At 71.7% G+C, this 22,350-nt stretch carries 21 protein-coding genes and 2 pseudogenes; 12 read left to right on the top strand and 11 right to left on the bottom strand.

The window, feature by feature from the left end; genetic code table 11:
- Nucleotides 1–78: 78 nt before the first annotated feature.
- The gene (locus JN350_RS04700) at nt 79–1,344 is read right to left on the bottom strand and encodes a PTS transporter subunit EIIC (protein ID WP_205463710.1); all 1,266 of its coding nucleotides are present in this window, start codon (nt 1,342–1,344) and stop codon (nt 79–81) included.
- Between the two features lie 178 nt (nt 1,345–1,522).
- Between JN350_RS04700 and JN350_RS04695 the strand changes: the two genes are divergently transcribed.
- Entirely contained in the window at nt 1,523–1,759 is a 237-nt protein-coding gene (locus tag JN350_RS04695; RefSeq protein WP_071253138.1) for a PTS transporter subunit EIIB, read from the top strand.
- Complete coding sequence (locus JN350_RS04690) at nt 1,756–2,208, top strand: PTS sugar transporter subunit IIA (protein ID WP_205463709.1); 453 nt, start codon at nt 1,756–1,758, stop codon at nt 2,206–2,208. The genes JN350_RS04695 and JN350_RS04690 overlap by 4 nt, the downstream gene beginning before the upstream one ends.
- A gap of 240 nt (nt 2,209–2,448) precedes the next feature.
- Here the strand turns inward: JN350_RS04690 and JN350_RS04685 are convergent.
- Nucleotides 2,449–3,033 (bottom strand): annotated as a pseudogene (locus JN350_RS04685) (GntR family transcriptional regulator); the annotation flags it as partial.
- Between the two features lie 107 nt (nt 3,034–3,140).
- Here JN350_RS04685 and JN350_RS04680 point away from each other — a divergent pair.
- The 4 genes from JN350_RS04680 to JN350_RS04665 all read left to right on the top strand — a co-directional run bounded on the left by JN350_RS04680 (nt 3,141) and on the right by JN350_RS04665 (nt 8,367).
- Nucleotides 3,141–3,776 carry a response regulator transcription factor gene (locus JN350_RS04680; protein WP_240347555.1) on the top strand — a complete coding sequence of 212 codons (636 nt, stop codon included), beginning with the start codon at nt 3,141–3,143 and terminating at the stop codon, nt 3,774–3,776.
- Nucleotides 3,769–4,971 carry a sensor histidine kinase gene (locus JN350_RS04675; RefSeq protein ID WP_205463707.1) on the top strand — a complete coding sequence of 401 codons (1,203 nt, stop codon included), beginning with the start codon at nt 3,769–3,771 and terminating at the stop codon, nt 4,969–4,971. The genes JN350_RS04680 and JN350_RS04675 overlap by 8 nt, the downstream gene beginning before the upstream one ends.
- Nucleotides 4,972–5,067: 96 nt before the next feature.
- Nucleotides 5,068–7,089 carry a bifunctional lysylphosphatidylglycerol flippase/synthetase MprF gene (locus tag JN350_RS04670; protein WP_205463706.1) on the top strand — a complete coding sequence of 674 codons (2,022 nt, stop codon included), beginning with the start codon at nt 5,068–5,070 and terminating at the stop codon, nt 7,087–7,089.
- 51 nt (nt 7,090–7,140) lie between these two features.
- Nucleotides 7,141–8,367, top strand: a complete 1,227-nt coding sequence (locus JN350_RS04665; protein ID WP_205463705.1) for an alpha/beta hydrolase — start codon at nt 7,141–7,143, stop codon at nt 8,365–8,367.
- Between the two features lie 26 nt (nt 8,368–8,393).
- Here the strand turns inward: JN350_RS04665 and JN350_RS04660 are convergent, their stop codons facing one another.
- The 5 genes and pseudogenes from JN350_RS04660 to JN350_RS04640 all read right to left on the bottom strand — a co-directional run bounded on the left by JN350_RS04660 (nt 8,394) and on the right by JN350_RS04640 (nt 14,075).
- A complete protein-coding gene (locus tag JN350_RS04660) occupies nt 8,394–8,975 on the bottom strand; it encodes a GNAT family N-acetyltransferase (RefSeq protein WP_205463704.1) in 582 nt (193 codons plus the stop codon).
- A gap of 159 nt (nt 8,976–9,134) precedes the next feature.
- Nucleotides 9,135–10,745, bottom strand: coding sequence for a dihydrolipoamide acetyltransferase family protein (locus tag JN350_RS04655; RefSeq protein WP_205463703.1), 1,611 nt, complete (start codon nt 10,743–10,745; stop codon nt 9,135–9,137).
- A gap of 46 nt (nt 10,746–10,791) precedes the next feature.
- Nucleotides 10,792–11,751 (bottom strand): alpha-ketoacid dehydrogenase subunit beta, encoded by a 960-nt coding sequence (locus tag JN350_RS04650; RefSeq protein ID WP_240347686.1) that lies wholly within the window; start codon nt 11,749–11,751, stop codon nt 10,792–10,794.
- A gap of 86 nt (nt 11,752–11,837) precedes the next feature.
- Nucleotides 11,838–12,974 (bottom strand): thiamine pyrophosphate-dependent dehydrogenase E1 component subunit alpha, encoded by a 1,137-nt coding sequence (locus tag JN350_RS04645; RefSeq protein WP_205463702.1) that lies wholly within the window; start codon nt 12,972–12,974, stop codon nt 11,838–11,840.
- A 23-nt stretch (nt 12,975–12,997) separates the two neighbouring features.
- Nucleotides 12,998–14,075: pseudogene (locus JN350_RS04640) on the bottom strand (histidinol-phosphate transaminase).
- A 71-nt stretch (nt 14,076–14,146) separates the two neighbouring features.
- On the opposite strand from JN350_RS04640, the gene JN350_RS04635 reads away from it, so the two are divergent.
- The 5 genes from JN350_RS04635 to JN350_RS04615 all read left to right on the top strand — a co-directional run bounded on the left by JN350_RS04635 (nt 14,147) and on the right by JN350_RS04615 (nt 18,624).
- Nucleotides 14,147–14,545: a phage holin family protein gene (locus JN350_RS04635; RefSeq protein ID WP_111087052.1), complete on the top strand. Its 399-nt coding sequence runs from the start codon at nt 14,147–14,149 to the stop codon at nt 14,543–14,545.
- A gap of 47 nt (nt 14,546–14,592) precedes the next feature.
- Nucleotides 14,593–15,105 (top strand): low molecular weight protein-tyrosine-phosphatase, encoded by a 513-nt coding sequence (locus JN350_RS04630; RefSeq protein ID WP_111087056.1) that lies wholly within the window; start codon nt 14,593–14,595, stop codon nt 15,103–15,105.
- 19 nt (nt 15,106–15,124) lie between these two features.
- Nucleotides 15,125–16,486, top strand: a complete 1,362-nt coding sequence (gene purB / locus JN350_RS04625; protein ID WP_205464361.1) for an adenylosuccinate lyase — start codon at nt 15,125–15,127, stop codon at nt 16,484–16,486.
- A gap of 159 nt (nt 16,487–16,645) precedes the next feature.
- Nucleotides 16,646–17,812 (top strand): hypothetical protein, encoded by a 1,167-nt coding sequence (locus tag JN350_RS04620; protein WP_155896757.1) that lies wholly within the window; start codon nt 16,646–16,648, stop codon nt 17,810–17,812.
- A 2-nt stretch (nt 17,813–17,814) separates the two neighbouring features.
- Complete coding sequence (locus JN350_RS04615) at nt 17,815–18,624, top strand: L,D-transpeptidase (protein ID WP_240347554.1); 810 nt, start codon at nt 17,815–17,817, stop codon at nt 18,622–18,624.
- Nucleotides 18,625–18,764: 140 nt separating this feature from the next.
- Here JN350_RS04615 and JN350_RS19030 read toward each other — a convergent pair whose 3' ends face one another.
- Together JN350_RS19030 and JN350_RS19025 are read right to left on the bottom strand one after the other, a co-directional pair.
- Nucleotides 18,765–19,220: a LysR family transcriptional regulator substrate-binding protein gene (locus tag JN350_RS19030; protein ID WP_461963811.1), complete on the bottom strand. Its 456-nt coding sequence runs from the start codon at nt 19,218–19,220 to the stop codon at nt 18,765–18,767.
- On the bottom strand, nt 19,171–19,677 hold the full coding sequence (locus JN350_RS19025) for a LysR family transcriptional regulator (RefSeq protein ID WP_240347552.1): 507 nt from the start codon (nt 19,675–19,677) through the stop codon (nt 19,171–19,173). Before JN350_RS19025 ends, JN350_RS19030 begins: the two co-directional genes overlap by 50 nt.
- Nucleotides 19,678–19,748: 71 nt before the next feature.
- Between JN350_RS19025 and JN350_RS04605 the strand changes: the two genes are divergently transcribed.
- Nucleotides 19,749–20,720 (top strand): EamA family transporter, encoded by a 972-nt coding sequence (locus JN350_RS04605; RefSeq protein ID WP_205463701.1) that lies wholly within the window; start codon nt 19,749–19,751, stop codon nt 20,718–20,720.
- Here JN350_RS04605 and JN350_RS04600 read toward each other — a convergent pair.
- Nucleotides 20,689–21,666, bottom strand: coding sequence for an epimerase (locus tag JN350_RS04600; protein ID WP_205463700.1), 978 nt, complete (start codon nt 21,664–21,666; stop codon nt 20,689–20,691). The two genes, JN350_RS04605 and JN350_RS04600, sit on opposite strands and share 32 nt — an antisense overlap.
- A gap of 1 nt (nt 21,667) precedes the next feature.
- Nucleotides 21,668–22,333, bottom strand: a complete 666-nt coding sequence (locus tag JN350_RS04595) for a DUF4166 domain-containing protein (RefSeq protein WP_205463699.1) — start codon at nt 22,331–22,333, stop codon at nt 21,668–21,670.
- Between the last annotated feature and the right edge of the window lie 17 nt (nt 22,334–22,350).

Genomic DNA, 22,350 nt, shown 5'->3' with positions numbered 1-22,350 from the left:
GCTCTGGTGGTGACGACAAACGGACAGGAGGCGCGGTGCCAGCTGGCACCGCGCCTCCTGTCCGTCACGTGGTGACGTCTACGGCTTGGTGGCCGCGTCGATCGTGTTCTCGGCGATCGTGTCCTCTTCACGCCCGGGCGTGCGGAGGTTCCACTTCTTGATGACGAAACTGAACAGGAAGTAGTAGACGACGGCGTAGCCGAGGCCGATCGGGATGAGCCAGATCGCCCCGTCCGCCTTGCCGAAGTTCAGCACGAAGTCGATCGCACCGGCCGAGAAGGAGAACCCGTCGCGGATCCCGAGTGCGTTGACCAGCGCCAGCGACGAACCGGTGAGCACCGCGTGGATGACGTACAGCGGGAACGCCACGAACATGAACGAGTACTCGAGCGGCTCGGTGATGCCGGTCACGAACGAGGTGAGGGCGGCGGAGAGCATGATGCCACCGACGAGCTTGCGGTTCTGCGGCTTGGCGTTGCGCCAGATCGCGAGGGCACCGGCGGGCAGCGCGAACATCATGATCGGGAAGAACCCGGTCTGGAAGATGCCAGCGGTCGGGTCACCCGCCAGGAAGCGCTGGATGTCACCGTGGTAGGTGACGCCACCGGTCGAGAAGCTGCCGAGCTGGAACCACGGGAAGAAGTTGAGCAGCTGGTGCAGGCCGATCGGGATGAGCATGCGGTTGACGAACCCGAAGACGCCGCCACCGATCACCGCGTTGTCGGCGACGGCCTGGCCGGCGGCCGTGAGCGCGATGTCGAAGTAGCGGTAGACGAACGACATGAGCACGGCGATGATGAGCGCGGCTGCAGCAGTCAGGATCGGGACGAGGCGCCGGCCGGAGAAGAACCCGAGGAAGTCGGGCATCTTCGTCCGGTGGAACTTCTCCCACAGCACGGCGGACACGAGGCCCATCACGATGCCGCCGAGGACACCGAAGTTGATGGTGGCCTGGTCGCCGTTGGCGTCCTTCACCCCGGCGAGGACGATCGGCGACATCGCCGCGAACACCTGGTACATGACCATGTAGCCGACGACGGCCGCGAGCGCGGTCGTGCCGTCCGACTTCTTCGCCCAGCCGATCGCGATGCCGACCGCGAAGAGCAGCGGTAGCCAGGTGAACACACCGTTGCCCGCGGCGGCGATGATCGTCGCGCCCTGCTCGAAGCCGGGGATGGCGCCGAGCATGTCGGACTGACCGAGGCGCAGCAGGATGCCCGCGGCGGGCATGACCGCGATCGGCAGGAGCAGGCTCCGCCCGAGGCGCTGCGCTTGCGCGAACAGCCGGGACTGTTTCTTCGGCTTCTTCTTCTCCGGCACGTCCGTGGCAGTGGTGGCGCTCATCGGAGGTCCTCTCGTCATTGGGTGGAGCTGTCGGGGTGAGTTGAGTCGTGCAGCCAGCGCAGGTAACCTCGGCGGTGTCGCCAGGTCCGGTCCTGTCCGGTCATGACCAGTTCCGTAGTCTGAACCGAGACCGGTCCCGTGTCAACCTGTTGCGAGAACCCTTAACGAGGAGGAAACGATGGCCGACATCAAGGCAGCCGACATCATCGCCGCGCTCGGCGGTGCCGACAACATCGAAGAGGTCGAGGGCTGCATCACGCGCCTCCGCGTCGAGGTCGAGGACGGTGACCTCGTCGACAAGGCCGCGCTGCAGGCCGCGGGCGCCCAGGCCGTCGTCGGTGGCGGCACCGGCTGGCAGGTCATCGTCGGCACGGTCGCCGACAACCTCGCGCAGGACATCCAGGACGAACTGTGACGAGCGTCCGGACCCCGTTCGCCGGCCCGGTCGTCGCCCTCGCTGACGTACCGGATCCGGTGTTCGCCGGCCAGCTCGTCGGCGCCGGTGTGGCCGTCGACCCGACGGGCGTCGAGGGCGCGGTCACCGCGGTGGCCCCGGTCGACGGCACCATCGTGAAGCTGCACCCGCACGCGTTCGCGCTGCAGGGCTCGGCGGGCACGGACGTGCTCGTCCACGTCGGCATCGACACCGTGAAGCTGTCGGGCGAGGGCTTCGAGCTCCTCGCGGCCGAGGGCGCGACGGTCACTGCCGGCGACCCCGTCGTCCGGTTCACCCCTTCGGTGATCTCGGCCGCCGGCTACTCGCCGATCTGCCCCGTCGTGGTGCTCGGTTCCGCGCCGGACACCGTCGACCAGGGCACGGTGGGCACCTCGGTGCTCGACGGCGACACCCTGTTCGAGGTCTGACCCGGATCCACCCCGGTTCTTCCCGCCGAAGCGACTGTGTACCGCGAACTGTTCGCGGCACACAGTCGCTCTCGCGTACCCGGGCGGAAACTCAGGCGACCGCGGGGGTCGCGGTGACCTCCATCTGCACCCGGTAGCGGTCCGAGCGGTACCAGCTGCGGGTGTGCTCCACGGGGCGCTCCCCGCGTACGACACCCGGTCGAACTCGAGCACCGGGGCACCGGTCTTCGTGCCGAGCAGGGTCGCGACGTCGTCGGCCGCCGGGTTCGCAGCCACCGTCTGCTGTGCACGGTCGATCGGGGTGCCGTACTCGTTCGCGATGATCGAGTACACCGACCCGGACAGGTCGTGGTCGAGCAGGCCCGGGAACGCATCGGCCACGAGCCAGGCGTCGTCGATCGACACCGGAGCGCCGTCCGCCATCCGGAGTCGCTTCACGTGGAAGGCCGACACCTCGGCGTCGAGCCGCAGCGCCGCCACGGTGTCACTCGGCGGCACGCGTTCCTCGCGCACCAGGACCACCGTCGTCGGGACGTGCCCCATCGCCCGCATCTCCTCGGTGAACGACGCCAGGTGCAGCGTCGACTGCACGGGGCGGTGTGCCACGAAGGTGCCCTTGCCGCGGACGCGCTCCAGGTAGCCCTCGTTGACGAGCTGCCCGAGGGCTTCGCGCACGGTGATCCGTGAGACGCCGTACTCGGCGATGAGCTGGCGTTCGGACGGGATCGCGGCGCCGGGGGCCAGGCGCGCGGTGGCGAGGTCGAGCAGGATGCGCCGCAACTGCTGGTGCTTCGGTTCGGCACCCTCGGTGATGCGGCTGGTCATGCGTCCCTCGTGCTCCGTTGCTGGTCCTGGGTGGTGGTCATGCGCGGACATGACCAGTTCCCATCACAGTAGCGAGTCGACCTCGGAACGCCAACGTGCGTGGCAAGATGACGGCCGTGACCACGGTGGTGATCGTCGACGACGAGACGCTCGTCCGGTACGGCTTCGAACTGATCCTCGGTGCCGCACCGGACATCGACGTCGTCGCCACGACCGGGGACGTCGACGCGGTGCAGGTGATCCGCGACCACACCCCGGACGTCGTCCTTCTCGACGTGCGCATGCCGCGGGTGGACGGCATCGAGGTCCTCCGTGCGCTGCGTGCCCTCGCCGAACCGCCGACGGTCGCGATGCTCACCACCTTCGACGCGGACGAGTACGTGGGGCGCGCGATGGAGCTCGGCGCCGCCGGGTTCCTGTTGAAGGACACCGACCCCGAGGCCCTCGCCGAGTACGTCCGTGTGCTCGCCAGGGGCGGTGTGGTCATCGCACCCGGGGTCGACCGCTCGCGCCTGTTCGCCGCGCAGCCGTCCGGCCCGCCACCCCCGTCGCTCTCCGAACGGGAGCGCGCCGTGGTGCGTCTGGTCGCGTGCGGGGCGAGCAATCCCGACATCGGCGCCCGCCTGGGCGTCAGCACCGGCACCGTGAAGGAGGACGTCCGCGCACTCCTGTCCGCGTTCGGGGTCTCGACACGGGTCCAGCTCGCCCTGCGCGCCGCCGAGGCCGGCCTGTTGGATGGCTGACCGACCAACGGCCGGTCGCGTCCGACGCGTCCTCGCCGAGACCGACGGGAGGCTCGACCGCCTGGTCGACGCCGGTTTGCGCTGGGTGCGCACCCGCCGCGCAGCCTGGTGGCTGGTCGACGCGCTGTTCGTCGCGGCCGCCCTCGCCGACGCCGTGCTCGACATCTCCGGGGCGACCATCCTCGAGACGGTGTTGTCCCTGACCGCCGCCGCCGCGCTGGTGCTCCGTCGTCGCTTCCCGGTGCTCACGTTCGCCCTGACCGTGCCCGGGCTGTTCGTCGGGTCCGCGGTGGTCGCCGCGACCATCGCGCTGTTCACGCTCGGGGAGCGCACCGAGCGCCGGTGGCTCATGCTCCTGGCAGCGCTGGTGCAGTTCGTCGGCTTCGGTGGGTTCGTGGGGCCGCCGCAGTCCCTCGGCGAGATCGTCGTGTCGATCGTCTACGCGCTCATCTTCGCGCTCGGTCCGCTCGCCGTCGGACTGCTCGTGCAGACCCGTGCACGCCTCACCGACCAGCTCGTCGAGCTGCACCGGGCCCGCGAGGACGAACGTCGCCAGGCTGCCGCGGTCGCGCTGTCCCGTGAACGCGCGCTCCTCGCCCGCGAGATGCACGACGTCGTCTCCCACCAGGTCACCCTCATCGCCGTGCAGGCCGGGGCGATGCAGATGGCCGGGCGTGACGAAGCGGAACGCGGCTTCGCGCGGACGATCCGGCAGCTGTGCGTCGTCACGCTGCAGGAGCTGCGCGAGATGGTCCAGGTGCTCCGGGCCTCGGGCGGCACCGATCGGCAGATCGCCCCGCAACCGGTGCTGGCCGACCTGACACGGCTCATCGCGGAGAGCGGTCTCGAGACCCGCGTGACCGTGGACCTGCCCGACACCCTGGCCCAACCGCTGCAGCGCGCCGTGTACCGCTTCGTCCAGGAAGGGCTGACGAACGTCCGCAAGCACGCGCCCGACGCGACGGTCCGGGTGAGCGGCCGCGTCTCCGCCGGGCACGTGCTGGTGGACGTCGTGAACGGGCCGGCGCGGGCGGCGCGACTCGAGCTCCCGGGGTCCGGTCTCGGGCTGATCGGCCTCGGTGAACGCGCCTCGCTGCTGGGCGGGAGCATGGACTCCGGGCCGCAGCCGGACGACGGCTTCGCCCTGCACCTGCGGCTCCCCGTCGGACACCTGCAGCCGACTGCTCCGGCCTGACCGTCATCCTCCGGGTCGGCCCGGATGGCCGATCGGCCATCGTGGATCACGCCGCGGGGCGATGACGCGGCGTCCGGGGCCGTGTGGGATGAGACCGTGGCCCCTCAAGCACTGTTCGGACGGCTCGTCCGCTTCCCCGTGTCCGTCGTCGCGGCGGTCGCGGCGGTCGTCGTCGTCCTGTCCGCCCGGATGACGCACGCGGAGCCGGACTTCCCGCACCACCCACCCGTCGCCTGTCTGGCCCTGGCCGCGGTGGTGCTGACGACCGTCCTCGCCGAGCGGTCCCTCGGCTCGGTCCGGACACTCCTCATCGGCGTCGGGGCGCCGGTGCTCGCCCTGCTCGCCACACTCCTCACGGTGACGATCGGCTCCGCCCTGGGTGAGGCGCACGCCGAGTTCGCCGTCGGCCAACCGCTCTTCGCGCCCTCGATCGTGGCCGCCGCGCTGCTCGGGGCCGCCTCCGCCGCGATGCCGACCCAACGCCGTTGGCGGACGCGGGTCGCGCTGTGGACCGTGGTGCTGACACTCGTCCTGTTCGCCGGCCACGGTTCGGACCTGGCCCGCGCCCTGGCGACGCTGCTCGGGACCGCGGCCGGTGTGCTCGTCGTGCGCCGCGCCTCCCGTCCTGCCGCCCGCACCACGCGCGACACCGTCAGCGCACGGACCGTCGTGGTGAGCGCGCTCATCGCGCTCGGTGCCGGGACGCTCGTGACGCCGGTCGTGCCGGACCCCGACGGTGTCCTGTCGCTGTTCGCCGACGCGATGAGCGACCGCTCGGCGGTCGTCACCGGACTCCTCCTGCTCTGCGCCGCATGGCTGGTGCACCGCGGACGGCGCGCCGGTATCGCCCTGGCGACCGGGGTCCTGGTGACGCTCACCGCGGTGCTGGCCGACGTCTTCGTGATCGAACCGATGCAGGACGGCGCCGTCCGGTGGCAGGGGCTCGGGCTGGACGCGCTGGAGTGGCAGGTCACCCTGCTCGGGGCGTGGCTGGTGCCCGCTGTCGTCCTGCTCACGGTGCTCGCGCTGCACGGCCGGCTGGTCCGTCGTCGGTTCCACGCTGCCGGGGCCTGTCGCGACGACCTCGTGGAGATGCTCCGCGACGGTGACGCCGGCACGCTCGGCCACATGGGCACGTGGCACGGCAACGCGACCTGGACGCACCCGGGCGGCCTCGGTGCCGTCGCCTACCGGGTCAGCGGCGACGTCGCCCTCACGGTGTCCGACCCCGCGTGCTCCGCGGCCGACCGCGCTGAGGTCGTGACGGCCTTCGCCGCGTTCTGCGACCGCAACGGCTGGGTACCCGCGTTCACGAGCGTGCACGAACCGATCCGCGAGATCCTCGCTGCCGAAGGCTGGACCGCGCTGCCCGTCGGCGTCGAATCGGTGCTCGACGTCACCGCGTTCGACCTGCGCGGGAAGAAGCGGCAGGACCTGCGGACCGCGTCGAACCGTGCCGAGCGTGAAGGCGTCCACGACGAGTGGACGACGTTCGCGGCGCTCGACGACGACCGTCGCGCCGAGGTCGCGGCGATCTGCACCCGGTGGGCAGCGGACCGACGGCTGCCGGAGATGGGGTTCACGCTCGGTGGGTTCCGCGAGCTCGACGACCCGGATGTCCGCCTGCTGCTCGCCGTCGCGGCGGACGGACACGCGACCGCGGTGACGAGCTGGTTGCCCGTGTACGAGCACGGCGCGCTGACCGGGTACACGCTCGACGTCATGCGCCGCGGCGAGGACGGGATGCCCGGGGTGATGGAGTTCCTCATCGCACGGACCGCGCTCCGTGCCCGCGATGCCGGACTCACGATCGTGAGCTTGTCCGGCACGCCGCTGGCCGCGCACGCCGGCGCACGATCCCTGGTCGCCCACGGCTCGGTGCTCCTGGCCCGCGTGCTCGAGCCGGTCTACGGATTCCGTTCGTTGCAGCGCTTCAAGGAGAAGTTCGGCGCCCGCCACGAACCGCTCTGGATCGTCGTGCCCACGCCGTTGCACGTCCCGCGGGTCGCGCGGGCGCTGGCCGCCGCGTACGTGCCGGGGCTCCGACCGAAGCACCTGTGGGCGCTGCGGCAGGCACACCGGCCGGCGTCCGACGACCGGGCGACGGCACGCTCGTGAGTCCCACCGAGTGGCTGCTCGCCACACAGCTGCAGGCACCGTCGAGAGCTGGTGCCGATCGACCTCGCGTTCGCGGCGCTCGCCGTCGCGGTGCTGCTGCCGGCGCTGCGGTCGTTCCGCACTCGTCAGGCCTGGCGGACGGTCGGGGTGCGGGCAGCCGTCACCGCCGGAGCCGCCGTGGTCGTGCTCGTCGTGTGCTGGCTCGTCAGCGACGTGCTGAACCTGTTCGGCGTCGCCCTGAGTCCGGTCACGCGGATGTGGGTCGCCCTGGCGGCTGCTGCACTGGCCCTGGCGGTCACCGGGATCGTGCAGGGCGGTCGCTGGCGCCGGGTGCTGGCGGTGGTGCTCGTCCCGGCAGCCCTGCTCGTGCCCGCGCTCGGCGTCAACGTGGAGTTCGCGAAGTACCCGACCCTCGGGACGGTCGTGCAGAGCGATCCCTACCCGGCGCTCGACCTCGCGGCAGCGCCCGCTGCCAGGATGCCGGCCGTCGGCCAGGTCCGAACCGTCGACATCCCCGGTTCGCGCTCCGGCTTCCCCGCGCGTCCGGCCGTCGTCTACCTGCCACCCGCCGCCCTCGTGAACGACCCCGCGCCGCTGCCGGTGATCCTGGCGTTCGCCGGCCAGCCCGGAGCCCCGAGTGACATGTTCACCGCCGGTCAGATGGGCACCGTGCTCGACGCCTACGCCGCTGCACACCACGGACGAGCGCCGATCGTCGTGTCCGTCGACCAGTTGTCCGCGCCCGGGCGCAACCCGATGTGCGTCGACTCGAAGCTGGGGAACTCGGCGAGCTACGTCACCGAGGACGTGCCCAGCTGGCTCACCGCCCACCTGCCCGTCACCACCGACCGCAGCGCCTGGGGCGTCGTCGGGTTCTCCCAGGGGGCGACGTGCGCCATGCAGTTCGTCACCGGGTCACCCTACGCGTTCGGTGCCGCGCTCGCGATCTCGAGCGAGCTGCAGCCCGTGGACCAGAACCCGCGGCACAGTGCCGACCAGGCGTTCGGCGGGTCGATCGCGGCCTGGGAGCGCGCGGCCCCGATCGCGCAGATGCGGGCGAACGGGCTCGACGAGCATTGGGTGTGGCTGACGGCCGGGTCGTCGGACCACGCGTTCAGTCGCTACGCCCGGGCACTCGGCAGGGCAGCGCGCGCAGCCGGCGCGACCACCACCGTCGCGTTCGCGCCGGGGAGCGGGCACGACTGGAACACCGTGCAGTGGTCTCTGCGGCAGGAGCTTCCGCGGGAGGCGGACGCTCTGTTCCGGACGCTGCGCTGAGCCGCATCCGCGAGGTCACCCGTCGCTCAGGCGTTGGCGACCAGCCAGGCGAACTGCTCGTCGGAGAGCAGCCGGTCGGTCCAGACCTGCCCGTCGACCCCCACGGCGGACGACGTCTGCACCCCGGGAGCCCCCTGCCACACCAGCGACAGGCCCGAACGGCGGAGCACCGCGGCGGACGCGGGGTTGTTCGTGAGCACGCGACCCGTCACGGGGACGTCCGGCGCGGTGTCGGCGGCGGCGCGCACCGCGGCGAGTGCGATCTCGGACGCGAAGCCCTGCCCCCAGGCGGCGGGCGCCAGACGGTACCCGAGGTTCCAAACCCCACCGGCGGTCATGTCGACCCCGCCGACCCCGACGAACGCATGGTCGGCAGCTGTGCGGACGGCCCACGAACCGAGTCCGTGTCGTGCACGACCGCCGATCTTGCGCTGCACCAGGTCCACGCTCGAGCTCCGGGCGACGTGCCGACCGCTCGGCAGGTGCTGCCACGTGCGGGCGTCGGAGAACACCGCGTGCACGTCGTCGATGTCGGCCGGCGTGAGCGGGGTGAGCAGGAGGCGATCCGTTCGGATCTCCTGCGACGGGGTCAGGAGCTGGTGGACCATGTCCCGATCATCCCCCGCACCACCGACATCCGTGTGAACACCACGCGACGTTTGCGGAAGGCCGCAGATGGTGAGCAGAAATGGTCGAGTGGCTCGAAGCCACCCGACCATTTCTGCTCACGAAGCGGAACGACCGACGCGCCGTCCCCTGAACGCCACTCAGTCGAGCAGGAGCGCCGGCTCCTCGAGCACCGAGGCCACGTCGTGCACGAAGCGCGACGCCACGTCGCCGTCGACGACGCGGTGGTCGAACGAGGCACCGATGGTCGTGACCATGCGCGACCGGACCTCGCCGTCGACGACCCACGGCTTCGGCTTGATCGTGCCCATGGCGACGATCGCGACCTCGCCCGGGTTGAGGATCGGGGTCCCGGTGTCCATGCCGAACACCCCGATGTTCGTGATCGACACCGTGCCGTTCGCCATCTGCTTCGGCGTCGTCTTGCCGTCGCGGGCGGTCAGGGTGAGCTCCTCGAGCGCCTGCGCCAGCTCGAGCAGCGACATGTCCTGCGCGTCCTTGATGTTCGGCACGATGAGCCCACGCGGGGTCGCCGCGGCGATGCCGAGGTTCACGAAGTGGTGGACGATGATCTCGCGGTCGGTCCAGGTCGAGTTCACCGAACGGTTCCGGCGGACGGCCCAGATGACGGCCTTCGCGACGATGAGCAGCGGCGAGACCTTGACACCGGCGAACGTCGGCGAGGCCTTGAGCCGCTTGACGAACTCCATCGTGTGGGTCGCGTCGACGTCGACGAACAGCGACACGTGCGGTGCGGTGAACGCCGAGGTGGTCATCGCGGTCGCGATGGCCTTGCGGACGCCCTTGACCGGGATCGTCTCGCTGCGCACCTCGCCCCACTCGGGCGTCTCGATGTTGCGGAAGACGCTGGCCTGCTTCGCGTGCCGGATGACGTCGTCGCGGGTGACCTCGCCGGCCAGTCCGGTGGCGACGATCTCGGTCAGTTCGACACCGAGGTCCTTCGCGAGCTTGCGGATCGGGGGCTTCGCCAGCACGTTGGTCGCGGCGCTCTGCTTGCGCCCGGACCCCGAGCCGAGCGCGCTGATCGCCTCGGCGGTGCTGTCCTCACCGGGGTCGACGGCGGCTTCCGCCGCTGCTGCGGCATCCACACTGGAGGCACGGCTCGCCTCGGCCGCCAGGGCTGCGGCCCGGCGGGCGCCCGGCTTGCGACGCGACGGCGACGAGGTCGCGGAGCCGTAGCCGACGAGGACGGCGCCGGAGGACTCGTCCGTCCCGACGACGGAAGCGCCGTCGGCGACGGGCTGCACCGGCGCTGCCGGTGCAGCCGCGGGCGCGGCAGCGACGACGGGAGCAGGGGCAGCAGCGGGTGCCGGGGCCACCGTGGGGGCGGGCGGGGTCTGCGCGACCGGAGCTGCCGGGGCGGGCGCCACAGGCGGGGTAGGGGCGACCGCGGGCGAGGTCGGGACGCTGTCCGCGACCGGTGCCGGGCCTCCCGACTGAGCGGCCGGCGCGGCCGGAGCCGTGACGGGCGCGCCGGACGCGACCGACGCGTCGGACTCGACACGGATGATCGGCTTGCCGACCTCGACCGTGTCACCCTCGGACACGAGCAGCCCGGTGACGGTGCCGGCGAACGGCGACGGCAGCTCGACGAGCGACTTCGCGGTCTCGATCTCGACCAGGACCTGGTCGACGGTGATCTCGTCCCCGATCGCAACGCGCCACTGCACGATCTCGGCCTCGGTGAGGCCTTCGCCCACATCGGGCAGGGGGAATTCGGCGACGGCCACTGACGGCTCCTTCGGCGTTCGGACGAGTTGGGTCGGTCGAGCAGGATCAGTACGCGAGGGCGCGGTCGACGGCCTCGAGGACGCGGTCGGCGTCCGGCAGGTGCAGGTGCTCCAGCTTCGAGACCGGGAACGGTATGTCGAACCCGGACACCCGCAGCGGCGGCGCCTGCATCGTGTAGAACGCCTTCTCGGCGACCGTGGCGGCGATCTCGCTGCCGACGCTGACGAAGCCGGAGGCCTCCTGCGCGATGACGAGGCGACCGGTCTTGCGGACCGAGGTGAGGATCGGTTCCCAGTCGATGGGCGAGATCGAACGGAGGTCGATGACCTCGCAGCTCGTGCCCTCGGACTCGGCGAGCTCGGCGGCCTGCATGAGGGTCGCGACCATCGCACCGTGGCCGACGAGGGTGACCTCGGTGCCGGTGCGCGCCACACGCGTGGTGTGCATCGGGACGTGCCCGTCGACGAGGTCGACCTGGCCCTTGGGCCAGTAGCGCGACTTCGGCTCGAGGAAGACGACCGGGTCCTTCGAGGCGATGGCCTCTTGGATCATCCAGTAGGCGTCGTTCGGAGTGCTCGGGCTGACCACGCGCAGACCGGGGGTGTGCGCGAAGTACGCCTCGGGGGATTCCTGGTGGTGCTCCACGGCGCCGATGTGGCCGCCGTAGGGGATGCGGATGACGACGGGCAGCGACATGTGCGCCGGCAGCCGGTTCGCCATCTTCGCGAGCTGCGAGGTGATCTGGTCGAAGCCGGGCCACACGAAGCCGTCGAACTGGATCTCGACGACCGGGCGGTAGCCGCGCAGGGCCAGGCCGATCGCGGTGCCGATGATGCCGGCCTCGGCGAGCGGGGTGTCCCGCACGCGCTCCGGGCCGAAGCGGTCCTGCAGGCCCTCGGTGATGCGGAAGACGCCGCCGAGCTGGCCGATGTCCTCGCCCATCAGCAGGACCTTGTCGTCCGCCTGCATCGCCGCGGCGAGCCCGGCGTTGAGGGCCTTCGCCATCGGCAGTGTCGGGGTGGGGTCGCTCGGGACCTCGCCGGCGCCCGGGTGGGACCGCAGCGTGTAGTCGAAGAGCTGCTCGGTGGTGCTCATGCGTGGGCGCCCCCTTCGAAGCCGGCCTCGTACTGTTCGAGCCAGGCCTTCTGCTCGGCGACCAGCGGGTGCGGCTCGCGGTAGACGTTGTCGAACATCACGTCGACGGACGGCGGGGTGAGCGCCACGGTACGGCGGCGGACGTCGGCGGCGATGTCCTCGCCCTCTTCGTCGAACGCGGCGAACTGCGCGTCGGTCGCGCCCTTCGAGCGCAGGTACGCCTCGGAGCGGACGATCGGGTCGCGGCGGACCCAGTCCTCGAGCTCGCCGTCGGCACGGTACCGGCTCGGGTCGTCCGAGCTCGTGTGCGCGCCGATGCGGTACGTGTCCGCCTCGATGAACGCGGGACCCTGACCGCTGCGGGCGTGGTCGGTGGCGACGACGGACGCCGTGTACGAGGCGAGGATGTCGTTGCCGTCGATCAGCACACTCGGGATCCCGAAGCCGCGGGGACGGTCGACGAGTGGCGTCGGCGACTGCACCGACACCGGCACCGAGATCGCCCAGTGGTTGTTCTGCAGGAAGAAGACGACGGGCGCCTTGGACGACGCCGAGAACACGTACGCCTCGTTCACGTCGCCCTGGCTCGTCGCGCCGTCGCCGAAGTAGACGATGGAGCATGCGTCACGGTCGGGGTCGCCCGTGCCGACGTCGCCGTCGAGCTTCTGGCCGAGCGCGTAGCCGGTGGCGTGCAGGGTCTGCGAGCCGATCACCAGGGTCGAGATGTGCGTGTTGCCGCGCTGGTCCGGGTCCCATCCACCGTGGGTCTGCCCGCGGTACATCGCGATGATCTCCATCGGCTCGACACCGCGCTGCATCGTGACGGCGTGCTCCCGGTACGAGGGGAAGACGTGGTCCTGGGCGCGCAGGGCGAAGGCGGAGCCGGTCTGTGCGGCTTCCTGCCCGTGACTCGGCACCCAGAGGCCGAGCTGGCCGGTGCGCTGCAGGTTGTGGCCGGCGTGGTCGAACCGTCGGGTGAGGACCATGCGGCGGTGCATCGCCAGCAGGGTCTCGTCGGGGATCGCCCGCGCGGCGGCGGCGAACTCGGCGTTCTCGTCGGTCTCCACGAACCGACCCTCGGGGTCGAGGAGCCGGACGGTGGTCGTCGCGGGAGCCGCGGCGCGGAATGACATGCGGGCCAGCGTAGCGGCAGGCATCAGTCGGCCACCTGGAGGTCCCCCACAAGCGAGCGGGCCGTTTCGAGGAGCGTTTCCACAGCCTCGTGCTCGCCGATCGAGATGCGGATGCCCTCCGGCGGGAAGGCTCGCACGATGATGCCGGCCTCCTCGAAGGCGGCGGCCGCGGCGACCGTGCGGTCCCCGTCGGCAGCCAGACGAAGTTGCCCTGGGCGTCCGGCACGGCCCAGCCCTGCTCGCGGAGCTCGGTGACGATGCGGTCGCGCAGCGCGGCGATCTCGGAGACCCGCTCGAGCAGTTCTCCCTCGCGTTCCAGGCTGGCCAGTGCGGCCGCCTGGCCCTGGGCCGTGACGGAGAGGGGGATCGCGCACGCGCGGACCGCCTCGAGCACGTACTCCGGGCCGAGGGCGTAGCCAACCCGGAGACCGGCGAGACCGTACGCCTTCGAGAAGGTCCGGAGGACGACCAGGTTCGGGTACCGGGCGAGCAACGGGTGCCCGTGCACGGCGGCCTCGTCGGTGGCGAACTCGGCGTATGCCTCGTCGAGCACGACCAGCACGGACTGCGGCACCGCGGCCATGAAGGTCGCGAACTCGGACTCGGTCACGATCGGACCGGTCGGGTTGTTCGGCGAGCAGACGATCACCATGCGGGTGCGGTCGGTGACGGCAGCGGCCATCGCGTCGAGGTCGTGCCCGCCGTCCGGCCGGTTCGGCACCTGCACGCTCGTGGCACCGGCGACGGTGACGACGCCGGGGTAGGCCTCGAACGACCGCCAGGCGTAGACGATCTCGTCGCCCGGGCCGGAGGTCGCACGGGCGAGCTCGTGCAGGATCGCGACGCTGCCTGGGGCGACGTGCACCTCGTCGGCGGTCAGACCGAACCGGTTCGCGAGTGCGGCACGGACGGCGAGGGCGGTGGCGTCCGGGTATCGGTTGAACGCGGTCTGCGCCTGCACGGCCTGGACCACCCCGGGGAGCGGGGGAACGGGTTCTCGTTGCTCGACAGCTTGAAGGCGTCGTCGGCGGCCTGGCGTCCCTGCTTGTAGGCGGGGAGGACCGCGATCTCGGGCCGGATGTGCACTCGCTGCTCGCTCACCTGCACAGGCTACCTGCGGCCGCGCGGGCGGTGTCGGCGACTGCGCGGGTGTCGGAGGGCATCATGGGAGCATGCGATTCCTCGTCCGCCTCGTCGTCAACGCCGTGGCCCTCTGGCTCACCACGCTCATCGTCAGCGGCGTCTCCGTCACCGCGTTCGGCGACGGCGGGACCACGGCGACCGTGCTCACCTACCTGCTCGTGGCCTTCGTGTTCGGGCTCGTCAACGCCGTGATCGGCACGCTGATCCGGATCGTGGCGTTCCCGATCTACATCCTGACCCTCGGGCTCATCTCCTTCATCGTGAACGCGATCCTGCTGCTCATCGTCGCGGGCATCTCGGACGCGTTCGGCTTCGGGCTCGAGGTCGAGTCGTTCGGCTGGGGCATCGTGGGTGCCTTCGTGCTCGCCGTGTTCGCCTGGCTGATCGGGCTGTTCGTCCGTCCGGTGCTGAACCGCCAGCGGGCGTGACGCGGACGGACCTCGCGGAGGACCCCTCCCTGCGTCATGATGTGACCATGGCCCCGGACGTCGACGCCCCGTTCCGCGTCTCGTTCGTCTGCAGTGGCAACATCTGCCGGTCCCCCATGGCCGGCGTCGTCTTCGCGCAGATCGCGGCGGACGCCGGGCTCGCCGACCGCTTCCACGTCGAGTCGGCCGGCACCGGTGACTGGCACGTCGGCGAACCGGCCGACGAGCGCACGATCGCAGCCCTCGCGGCACGCGGATACGATGGCAGCAGGCATCGCGCCCGTCAGTTCGACCCGGACCGGTTCCCGGACCTCGATCTGGTGGTCGCACTCGACCGCTCCCACGAACGCGTCCTGCGATCGTGGGCACCGACCATGGACGACTCCGCCAAGGTGACGCTCCTGCTGCGGTACGACGACGCCTGGCCCCAGCAGACCGACGTGCCGGACCCGTACTACGCGGACCGGCACGAGTTCGACCGAGTGCTCTCGACCGTCGAACGGGCCTGCCGGGCGCTCTTCCACCAGCTCGAGCCGGCAGTCCGTCAGGGAGCCCCATGACCCCCTTCCCCCGCAGCCGATCAGCCCGCTCGACGGGCGCTACTACCCGATCGTGCACACGGTGGGCGAGCACCTCTCCGAGGCCGGGCTCAACCGCGCGCGCATCGTGGTCGAGGTCGAGTGGCTGGTCTTCCTGACCGACCACGCGATGTTCACCACCTCGCCGCTCAGCGTCGACGACAAGGCCGCGCTGCGCGCGATCGCCTCGTCCTTCGGGCAGGACCAGATCGCGGAGCTCGCCGAGATCGAGGCCACCACCCGCCACGACGTCAAGGCCGTCGAGTACTTCGTGCGCCGCCGCCTGTCCGAGCTCGGACTCGACTCGATCGCCGAGCTCACCCACTTCGCCGCCACGAGCGAGGACGTCAACAACCTGTCCTACGCCCTGACCGTGCGGGACACCGTCGACCAGGTCTGGCTGCCGGCCTTCCGTGCCGTGCTCGAGAAGCTGCGGACCCTCGCCGTCGAGCTGCGCGCCGTCCCGATGCTCTCCCACACGCACGGGCAGCCCGCGACCCCCTCGACGCTCGGCAAGGAGCTCGCGGTCGTCGTCTACCGGCTCGAGCGTGTCCTGGCCCAGATCGAGGGCGGCGAGTACCTCGGCAAGTTCTCCGGTGCGACCGGCACCTTCTCCGCCCACCTCGCCGCCGACCCCGAGGCCGACTGGCCGACGCTGTCGCGCGAGTTCGTCGAGGGCCTCGGGCTCACCTGGAACCCGCTCACCACGCAGATCGAGTCGCACGACTGGCAGGCCGAGCTGTACGACCGGATCCGGCACGCCAACCGCATCCTGCACAACCTGGCGACCGACGTGTGGACCTACATCTCGATGGGGTACTTCACGCAGATCCCGGTCGCCGGTGCCACCGGGTCGTCGACGATGCCGCACAAGATCAACCCGATCAAGTTCGAGAACGCCGAGGCGAACCTCGAGATCTCGTCGGCGCTGTTCTCCACCCTGTCCGAGACCCTGGTGACGAGCCGTCTGCAGCGCGACCTGACTGACTCCACCACGCAGCGGAACATCGGCGTCGCGTTCGGGCACTCGCTGCTCGCGCTCGACAACCTGCGCCGCGGCCTGGGCGAGATCGCGGTGAACGAGGTCAAGCTCGCCGACGACCTCGACCACAACTGGGAGGTCCTCGCCGAGGCGATCCAGACGGTCATCCGCGCTGAGGTCACCGCCGGGCAGTCGAACATCGAGGACCCCTACGCGATGCTCAAGGACCTCACCCGCGGCAAGCGCGTGACCCAGCAGGACCTCATCGTGTTCGTGAACGGCCTGGACATCTCGGACGGCGCGAAGGCCCGCCTGACGAACCTCACGCCGGCGACGTACACGGGCCTGGCGGACGAGCTGGTCGACCACCTCGACGTCTGAGCACGATGCGGTGCGTCCTGACACGGACGCACCGCACCGCACCGCAGGGGTGCGGAATCCTCACGAACCCGGTAGGTTGATCGTGCTGAGCGTCGTCTCAGCACGGGGGGCGTCGCAGTGGACGAACCCTGTCCTCTTCACCGGATGGACCTCCACACCGTGCTTCGTTCCCGTATCGCCGCGGCCGCCGTCGGCGTCACCGTGCTCGGCGTCACCGCCGCGCTCGTCCCCACCGTCTCGACCGCCACGGTTCCGACGACCTCGGCGTCGCCGAACGTCACCTGGACCGACTCGGCCGCCGACTTCACGGCGGCGCCGGAGACCGCGGTCCCCCTGACCGACCAGTGGTACTGGGCGTCCCTCGGGGACCCGACCGCGGGTGGCAGCATCACCGACCACGCCACGATCGACGCCGACGGCCTGTCCGTGTCCGCGGGCGAAGCAGTGGGCATCATCCGCGGGCTCACCAAGCCGGTCGCCCCGAGTGGGCTCGGCGCACTCGTCTCCGGCGCCAGCGCGACGACGACCGGCGCGACGAGCTTCGCACTCGCGATCCAGTCGACCGCCGACAGCTCCGACCAGACCGTGGTCTTCGCCGCGGGCGACGGCGACGCCGGCCTGAGCGGCGCGTCCACCGAGTGGATCGACCCCGCCACCGGGACGACCGAGTCGACGAGCGAGCTCGCGACGGACCTCTCCGACGCCGGCGCCCAGGTCGTCGGGTACATCGTGTACGTCGGTCTCGACGCCTCGACCGGCATCCCCGCACCCGGCCCGACGGACGAGCCGACCGCACCGACCACCGAGAGCCCGGCACCGACCGTCGCGCCGACGGACCCGACCGTCGCGCCGGGCGGCCCGCTCGACCTCTCCGCGCCGCTCGAGTCCACGGCGCAGGCCCTCGCGGCCGATGCCTCCGGTTCGGTCTCCGCGCTGCGCGTCGACGACACCACGACGTACTTCACGCCGCAGCCCACCGCGGTGACGAGCGTCGAGGACACCCGCGTGTCGCAGTCGGTCTCCGGGTTCCAGGTCGTCGGCAGCGGGTTCGCGCCCGCCGAGGGCGTGCAGGCGACGATCACCCAGGGCGGCGAGACGTACGCGGTCGCCACCAACGCCTCCGTGGCCGACCAGGACGGCGACGTCGTCGTGGTCGTCGCACTGCCCGAGGGCGTCGCGACCGCCGGCGCGTTCACGGCGACCCTGGTCGGCACGTCCTCCGGCCAGACCGCCTCGGCGGCGGCGACCTTCATCGCCGACCCGGCCGGCCCGGCCGTCGCGCCGGTCGCCGTGCCGGTGCCCGGAACGGCGTCCTTCACGGGCTGATCTTGCCGATCCTCCCGACCGAGCCACGGCGGCGCGCGACACTGATCGCCGCCGCCGTGGCCGTCGTCTGTGCCGGGGCTGTGGCGTTCGTCGCCCTCGGCCCCCTGTCGGCGACGCCCACACCGGCACCCACGCGGTCCGTCGCCGCGTCCCCGACGCCCAGTGCGACGCCGACGCCGACGGCGACTCCCTCGACGAGCCCGGTGCACGCGGTCGACGCCCCCGTCAGCACCACCGTCGCCGCCGTCCGCGGCGACTCGGTTCCCGTGAGCGCGACCGCCGGCGGGGCGTCCGGCCAGACCCTGTCGAACCCGCAGCAGTCCGGCGCACCACTGGTCTTCCGCGTGGTCGACCGACAGGACGGCTGGGTCCGGGTGCAGCTCCCGCAGCGTCCGAACGGCAGCCTCGGCTGGGTACGGACGGGCGCTGTCACCCTCTCCGAGGACCCGTACGCGATCGTCGTCACCCGCGCGGAGAACACCCTCGACCTGTACAAGGCCGGCAAGGTCGTGGACTCCTACCCCGTCGCGACCGGTACCGGCGGGACGCCGACGCCGACGGGCCGCTTCGCCCTGACCGAGCTGCTGGCGCCGACGAACGCCGGGTACGGCCCGTACGCCTACGGTACGACCGCGTTCTCGGACGTGCTGAACTCCTTCGGTGGTGGCCCGGGACAGATCGGGCTGCACGGCACCGACGACACCTCGAGCATCGGCACCGCTGCCTCGCACGGCTGCATCCGCATGCACAACGCCGACATCACCGCGCTCGCGGAGCTCCTGCCGCTCGGCACCCCGATCCAGGTGCGCTGACGCCCCTGGCGCCCACCGAGTGAGCAGAAGAGGTCGAGTCGCGGCGCGGGACCCGACCGCTTCTGCTCACGAAGCGGGTCTGCCGCAGCGCCCACGCGGCCGGGAGGCACGGCGTGCGCCCGGCAGTGGGCACGACCGTCTCAGGTGGTGACGTCCAGGGCCTCGGCGACCAGCGCCTCCAGGACGGTGCGCACCACGGGCCGGACCGCACGGTCGGGGCGAACCAGCGCCTCGATCCGGCGCCCCGCGCGCACGTCGGCCAGCTCGGCCAGGTGGAACCGGCCGGACGCCCGGGTACCCGAGGTGTAGCGCGGCACGAGCGCGACGCCGTGGCCCGCGGCGACCAGGTTCTCGATGACGGGCAGGTGGATCGTCCGGAAGGCGACGCTCGGCGGTGCGTCCGACGCCGCTGCCATCGCCTGCAGGACCCGGTCGATCGGGTACCCCTCCGGCACGCCGATCCAGGTCTCGCCGACGACCTCGTCGATCCCGACGCGCTGACGACCGGCGAGCCGGTGCCCCGGCGGCAGGGCCACGTCGAGCGGTTCACGCAGGAGCGGGACCGTCTCCACCGATCCCTGGTCCGCCGGCCGCACCCCGTCCGACCGGTGTCCGACGACGATGTCGTGGTCGGCGGCGAGGGTGCGAACTCCCCTCGCTGACGTCCACGTCGACGAGGGCCAGCTCGATGCCGGGGTGCGCGCGCATCCGGGTGAGGACTCCGGGCAGCAGCAGTTCGGCCGCCGACGGGAAGATCGCGAGGTCGACGCGGCCCGTCGCGCCGCCCAGGTGCTCCTGCCACGCGGCGTCGACCCGGGCGATCGCCGTGGCGACGCCGGTCGACAGTCCGGCCAGCACCTCGCCGTGGGCGGTGAGCCGGACGCCGCGTCCCACGCGCTCGACGAGCGGGACGCCCACCTGCCGCTGCAGCGTCTGCAGTTGCTGCGACACCGCGCTGGGGGTGCGGTGCGTGGCCTCGGCGACGGCGGTGACGCTGCCGCGTTCGGCGAGCTCGCGGAGGACGGCGAGCAGGTGCACGTCGAAGTCGACCATGCAGGGAGGCTACAACGTCGGTTGCGAACAATTCGCTGGTCCTACACGTTCCGAGCCACCACGATCGGACCATGACCGCCCGTGACCGCCTCCTCGCCCTCGTCGTCGCCGTCGTCTGGGGCCTGAACTTCCCCGCGACAGCGCTCGCCCTCGAGCACTTCCCGCCGTTCCTGCTCGCGGCTCTGCGGTTCACGATCCTGGCGGTCCCGACGCTGCTGTTCGTGCCGCGGCCGAAGATCCCGTTCGGGCGACTGCTGCTCGTCGGGTTCGGGCTCGGCGTGCTGCAGTTCTCGTTCCTGTACCTGAGCATGGCGTCGGGGATGCCGTCCGGGCTCGCCTCGCTCGTACTGCAGGCCTCGGCGCCGTTCACGGTCGTGCTCGCTGGGGTGTTCCTGCGCGAACGACTCACCGGCCGTCAGGTCATCGGCGTGACGATCGCGGTCGCAGCCCTCGGTCTGATCGCCCTGCACCGGTCACAGACGGCGGCCCTGCTGCCGGTGGTGCTGGCGCTGTGCGGCGCCCTCGGGTGGGCGATCGGCAACGTCGCGACCCGGCGAGCAGGAGCCGCGAACCCGCTGCACCTGACGCTCTGGTGGTCGGTCGTGCCGCCGATCCCGATGGCAGTGCTGTCGTTCGTGGTCGAGGGGCCGGACCGCATCGGCACCGCACTCGGCACGGCCTTCACCGCCGAGGCCCTGCCGGCCGACCTCGGCCTGCTCTACATCGTGCTGGTCGCGACCCTGGTCGGCTACGGCATCTGGTCGCGGCTGATGGCGACCTACCCGTCGAGCACGGTCGCCCCGTTCTCGATGCTCGTGCCGGTCGTCGGCGTGCTCGCGTCGTGGGCGGCCTTCGGCGAGGTGCCCGACCTGGTCGAGGTGCTCGCCGGCGCCGTCGTGGTCGGGGCGGTGCTGTGGTCGTCGCGACCGGCACGCGCGTCGGGTCCGTCGCACTCGTCGCCTTCCGGGGTCCCGGTGCCGACGCCGGTCGACGGGATCCCGGTGCCGGTACTCAGCCCCGGTGCTGGCGACGCTCCGCGATGATCCCGGCGAGCGCACCGCGCAGGTGCGGGTACCGGAACTCGTAACCCGCCTGGGTCAACCGCGTCGGCACCACCCATCGGCTCTTGAGCACCAGTTCGGTCTCGGTGCGGATGGCGAAGGAACCGACCTCGAGCATCCACCGCGGCGTCGGCAGTCCGAACCGGCGCCCCACGGCATCGCGGATCGTCGCCATCACGGTGCGGTTGTCGGACGGGTTCGGGCTCGACACGTTCACCGGCCCCTCGAGCTCCGGGTGGTCGCGGACGAACCGGATCGAGCCGAGGACGTCGGCGATGTGCACCCAGCTGAACCGCTGTCGACCGCGGGTCGGTCGGTGGTGGTGGTACGTCCCCGCCCGCAGCCGAGAACGCGTCGGCACCCAGGCGCCGTCGTGCTGCGGCCCACCGAGGCCCGTCTGCGCCAGCCGGAGGAGCGGCACGAGCGCGCTGCCGTCGCCGAACACGATCGCCATCCGGAGTGCCACCCGACGGGTCGACGGCAGGTCGGCGCCGAAGAACGCGTCTTCCCACGCGCGCGCCACGGAGACCGAGAAGCCCTCGCCGAGCTCGCCGGTCAGTTCGTCCTGTGGGCGGTCGTCGGCGTGCCGGTAGATCGTCGCGGTCGAGGCGTTCAGCCACAGCGGCGGCGGGTGCTCGGCGGTGCGGATCGCCTCGGCGAGCTCGAGCGTGGTGTCCACCCGGGAGCGCATGATCTCGGCGCGGTTGCGTCGGCCGTACCGGCAGTTCACGCTCTTGCCCGCCATGTTCACGACGAGGGCTGCACCGTCGACGAGCTCGCGGATGCGCAGGGTGTTGCCCCACACCGCGTCGCCCGTCCGGCCGACCGTGACGACCTGGTAGCCCTCTTCGGTGAAGGCGTCCCGCAGGTACTGCCCCACGAACCCGCTCGCGCCCGCGATCACGACGCGGCCCTTCTGCTCGCTCATCTCATCCCCGTTCTGTGTCCGGCGCGATCTCGTACCGGAACGCCCCCTCGTACCGGTACAGCGTGCCGAGCACCGGTGCCGAGAGCACCAGGGACACGCGCTGCAGGTCGGCTTCGTCATCGAATCGTTCTGTGAGCAGCACCCGCGGTGCGATCCGGGCGGGGAGGCGCACCTCGCGTCCCAGCGCACGGAACGTCACGCGCGTGGAGACCAGGCGCAGGGCGCCCGCATCCGGCCCGTGCGCGTCGACCTCCGCCCGGAGCCGGGCGCTGACGCGCCCGTGGCGACCGAGGTGGTCGACCAGGCCGTCCGGTTCGGCCGTGATGGCGTCCACCATCGTGCGGCTGCCGGAGCGGAACCGGAACGTGCGGTGCGCACGGACCGCGGGGCGGGCCTCCCGTCCGGCACGCCCGCGACGGACGTGTGCCGGGCGGTTCTCGACCGTGAACGGGACGTCCCGTTCCCAGACCGGGAACATGACGGAATCGCGGGCGAACCAGGCGAGCAGCGGCCACAGCCACCGGCGCGGTGTGCCGACGACGTCGAACACCCCTGCACCGCGGCCGACGTGGCCGGGCGGGATCGCGCCGAAGTACGCCGTCAGCCGCGGGTGCAACCGGGCCAGCACGTCGGATGGTGTGGACAGCTCGTAGGGCGACCGGGTCACGTCCCGATCCTGGCATG

Source organism: Curtobacterium sp. 24E2, from assembly GCF_016925595.1.
Classification (GTDB): Bacteria; Actinomycetota; Actinomycetes; order Actinomycetales; family Microbacteriaceae; genus Curtobacterium.
Note: the sequence above shows the minus strand (reverse complement) of the source record. Positions and strands in the feature narration are given on the sequence as shown.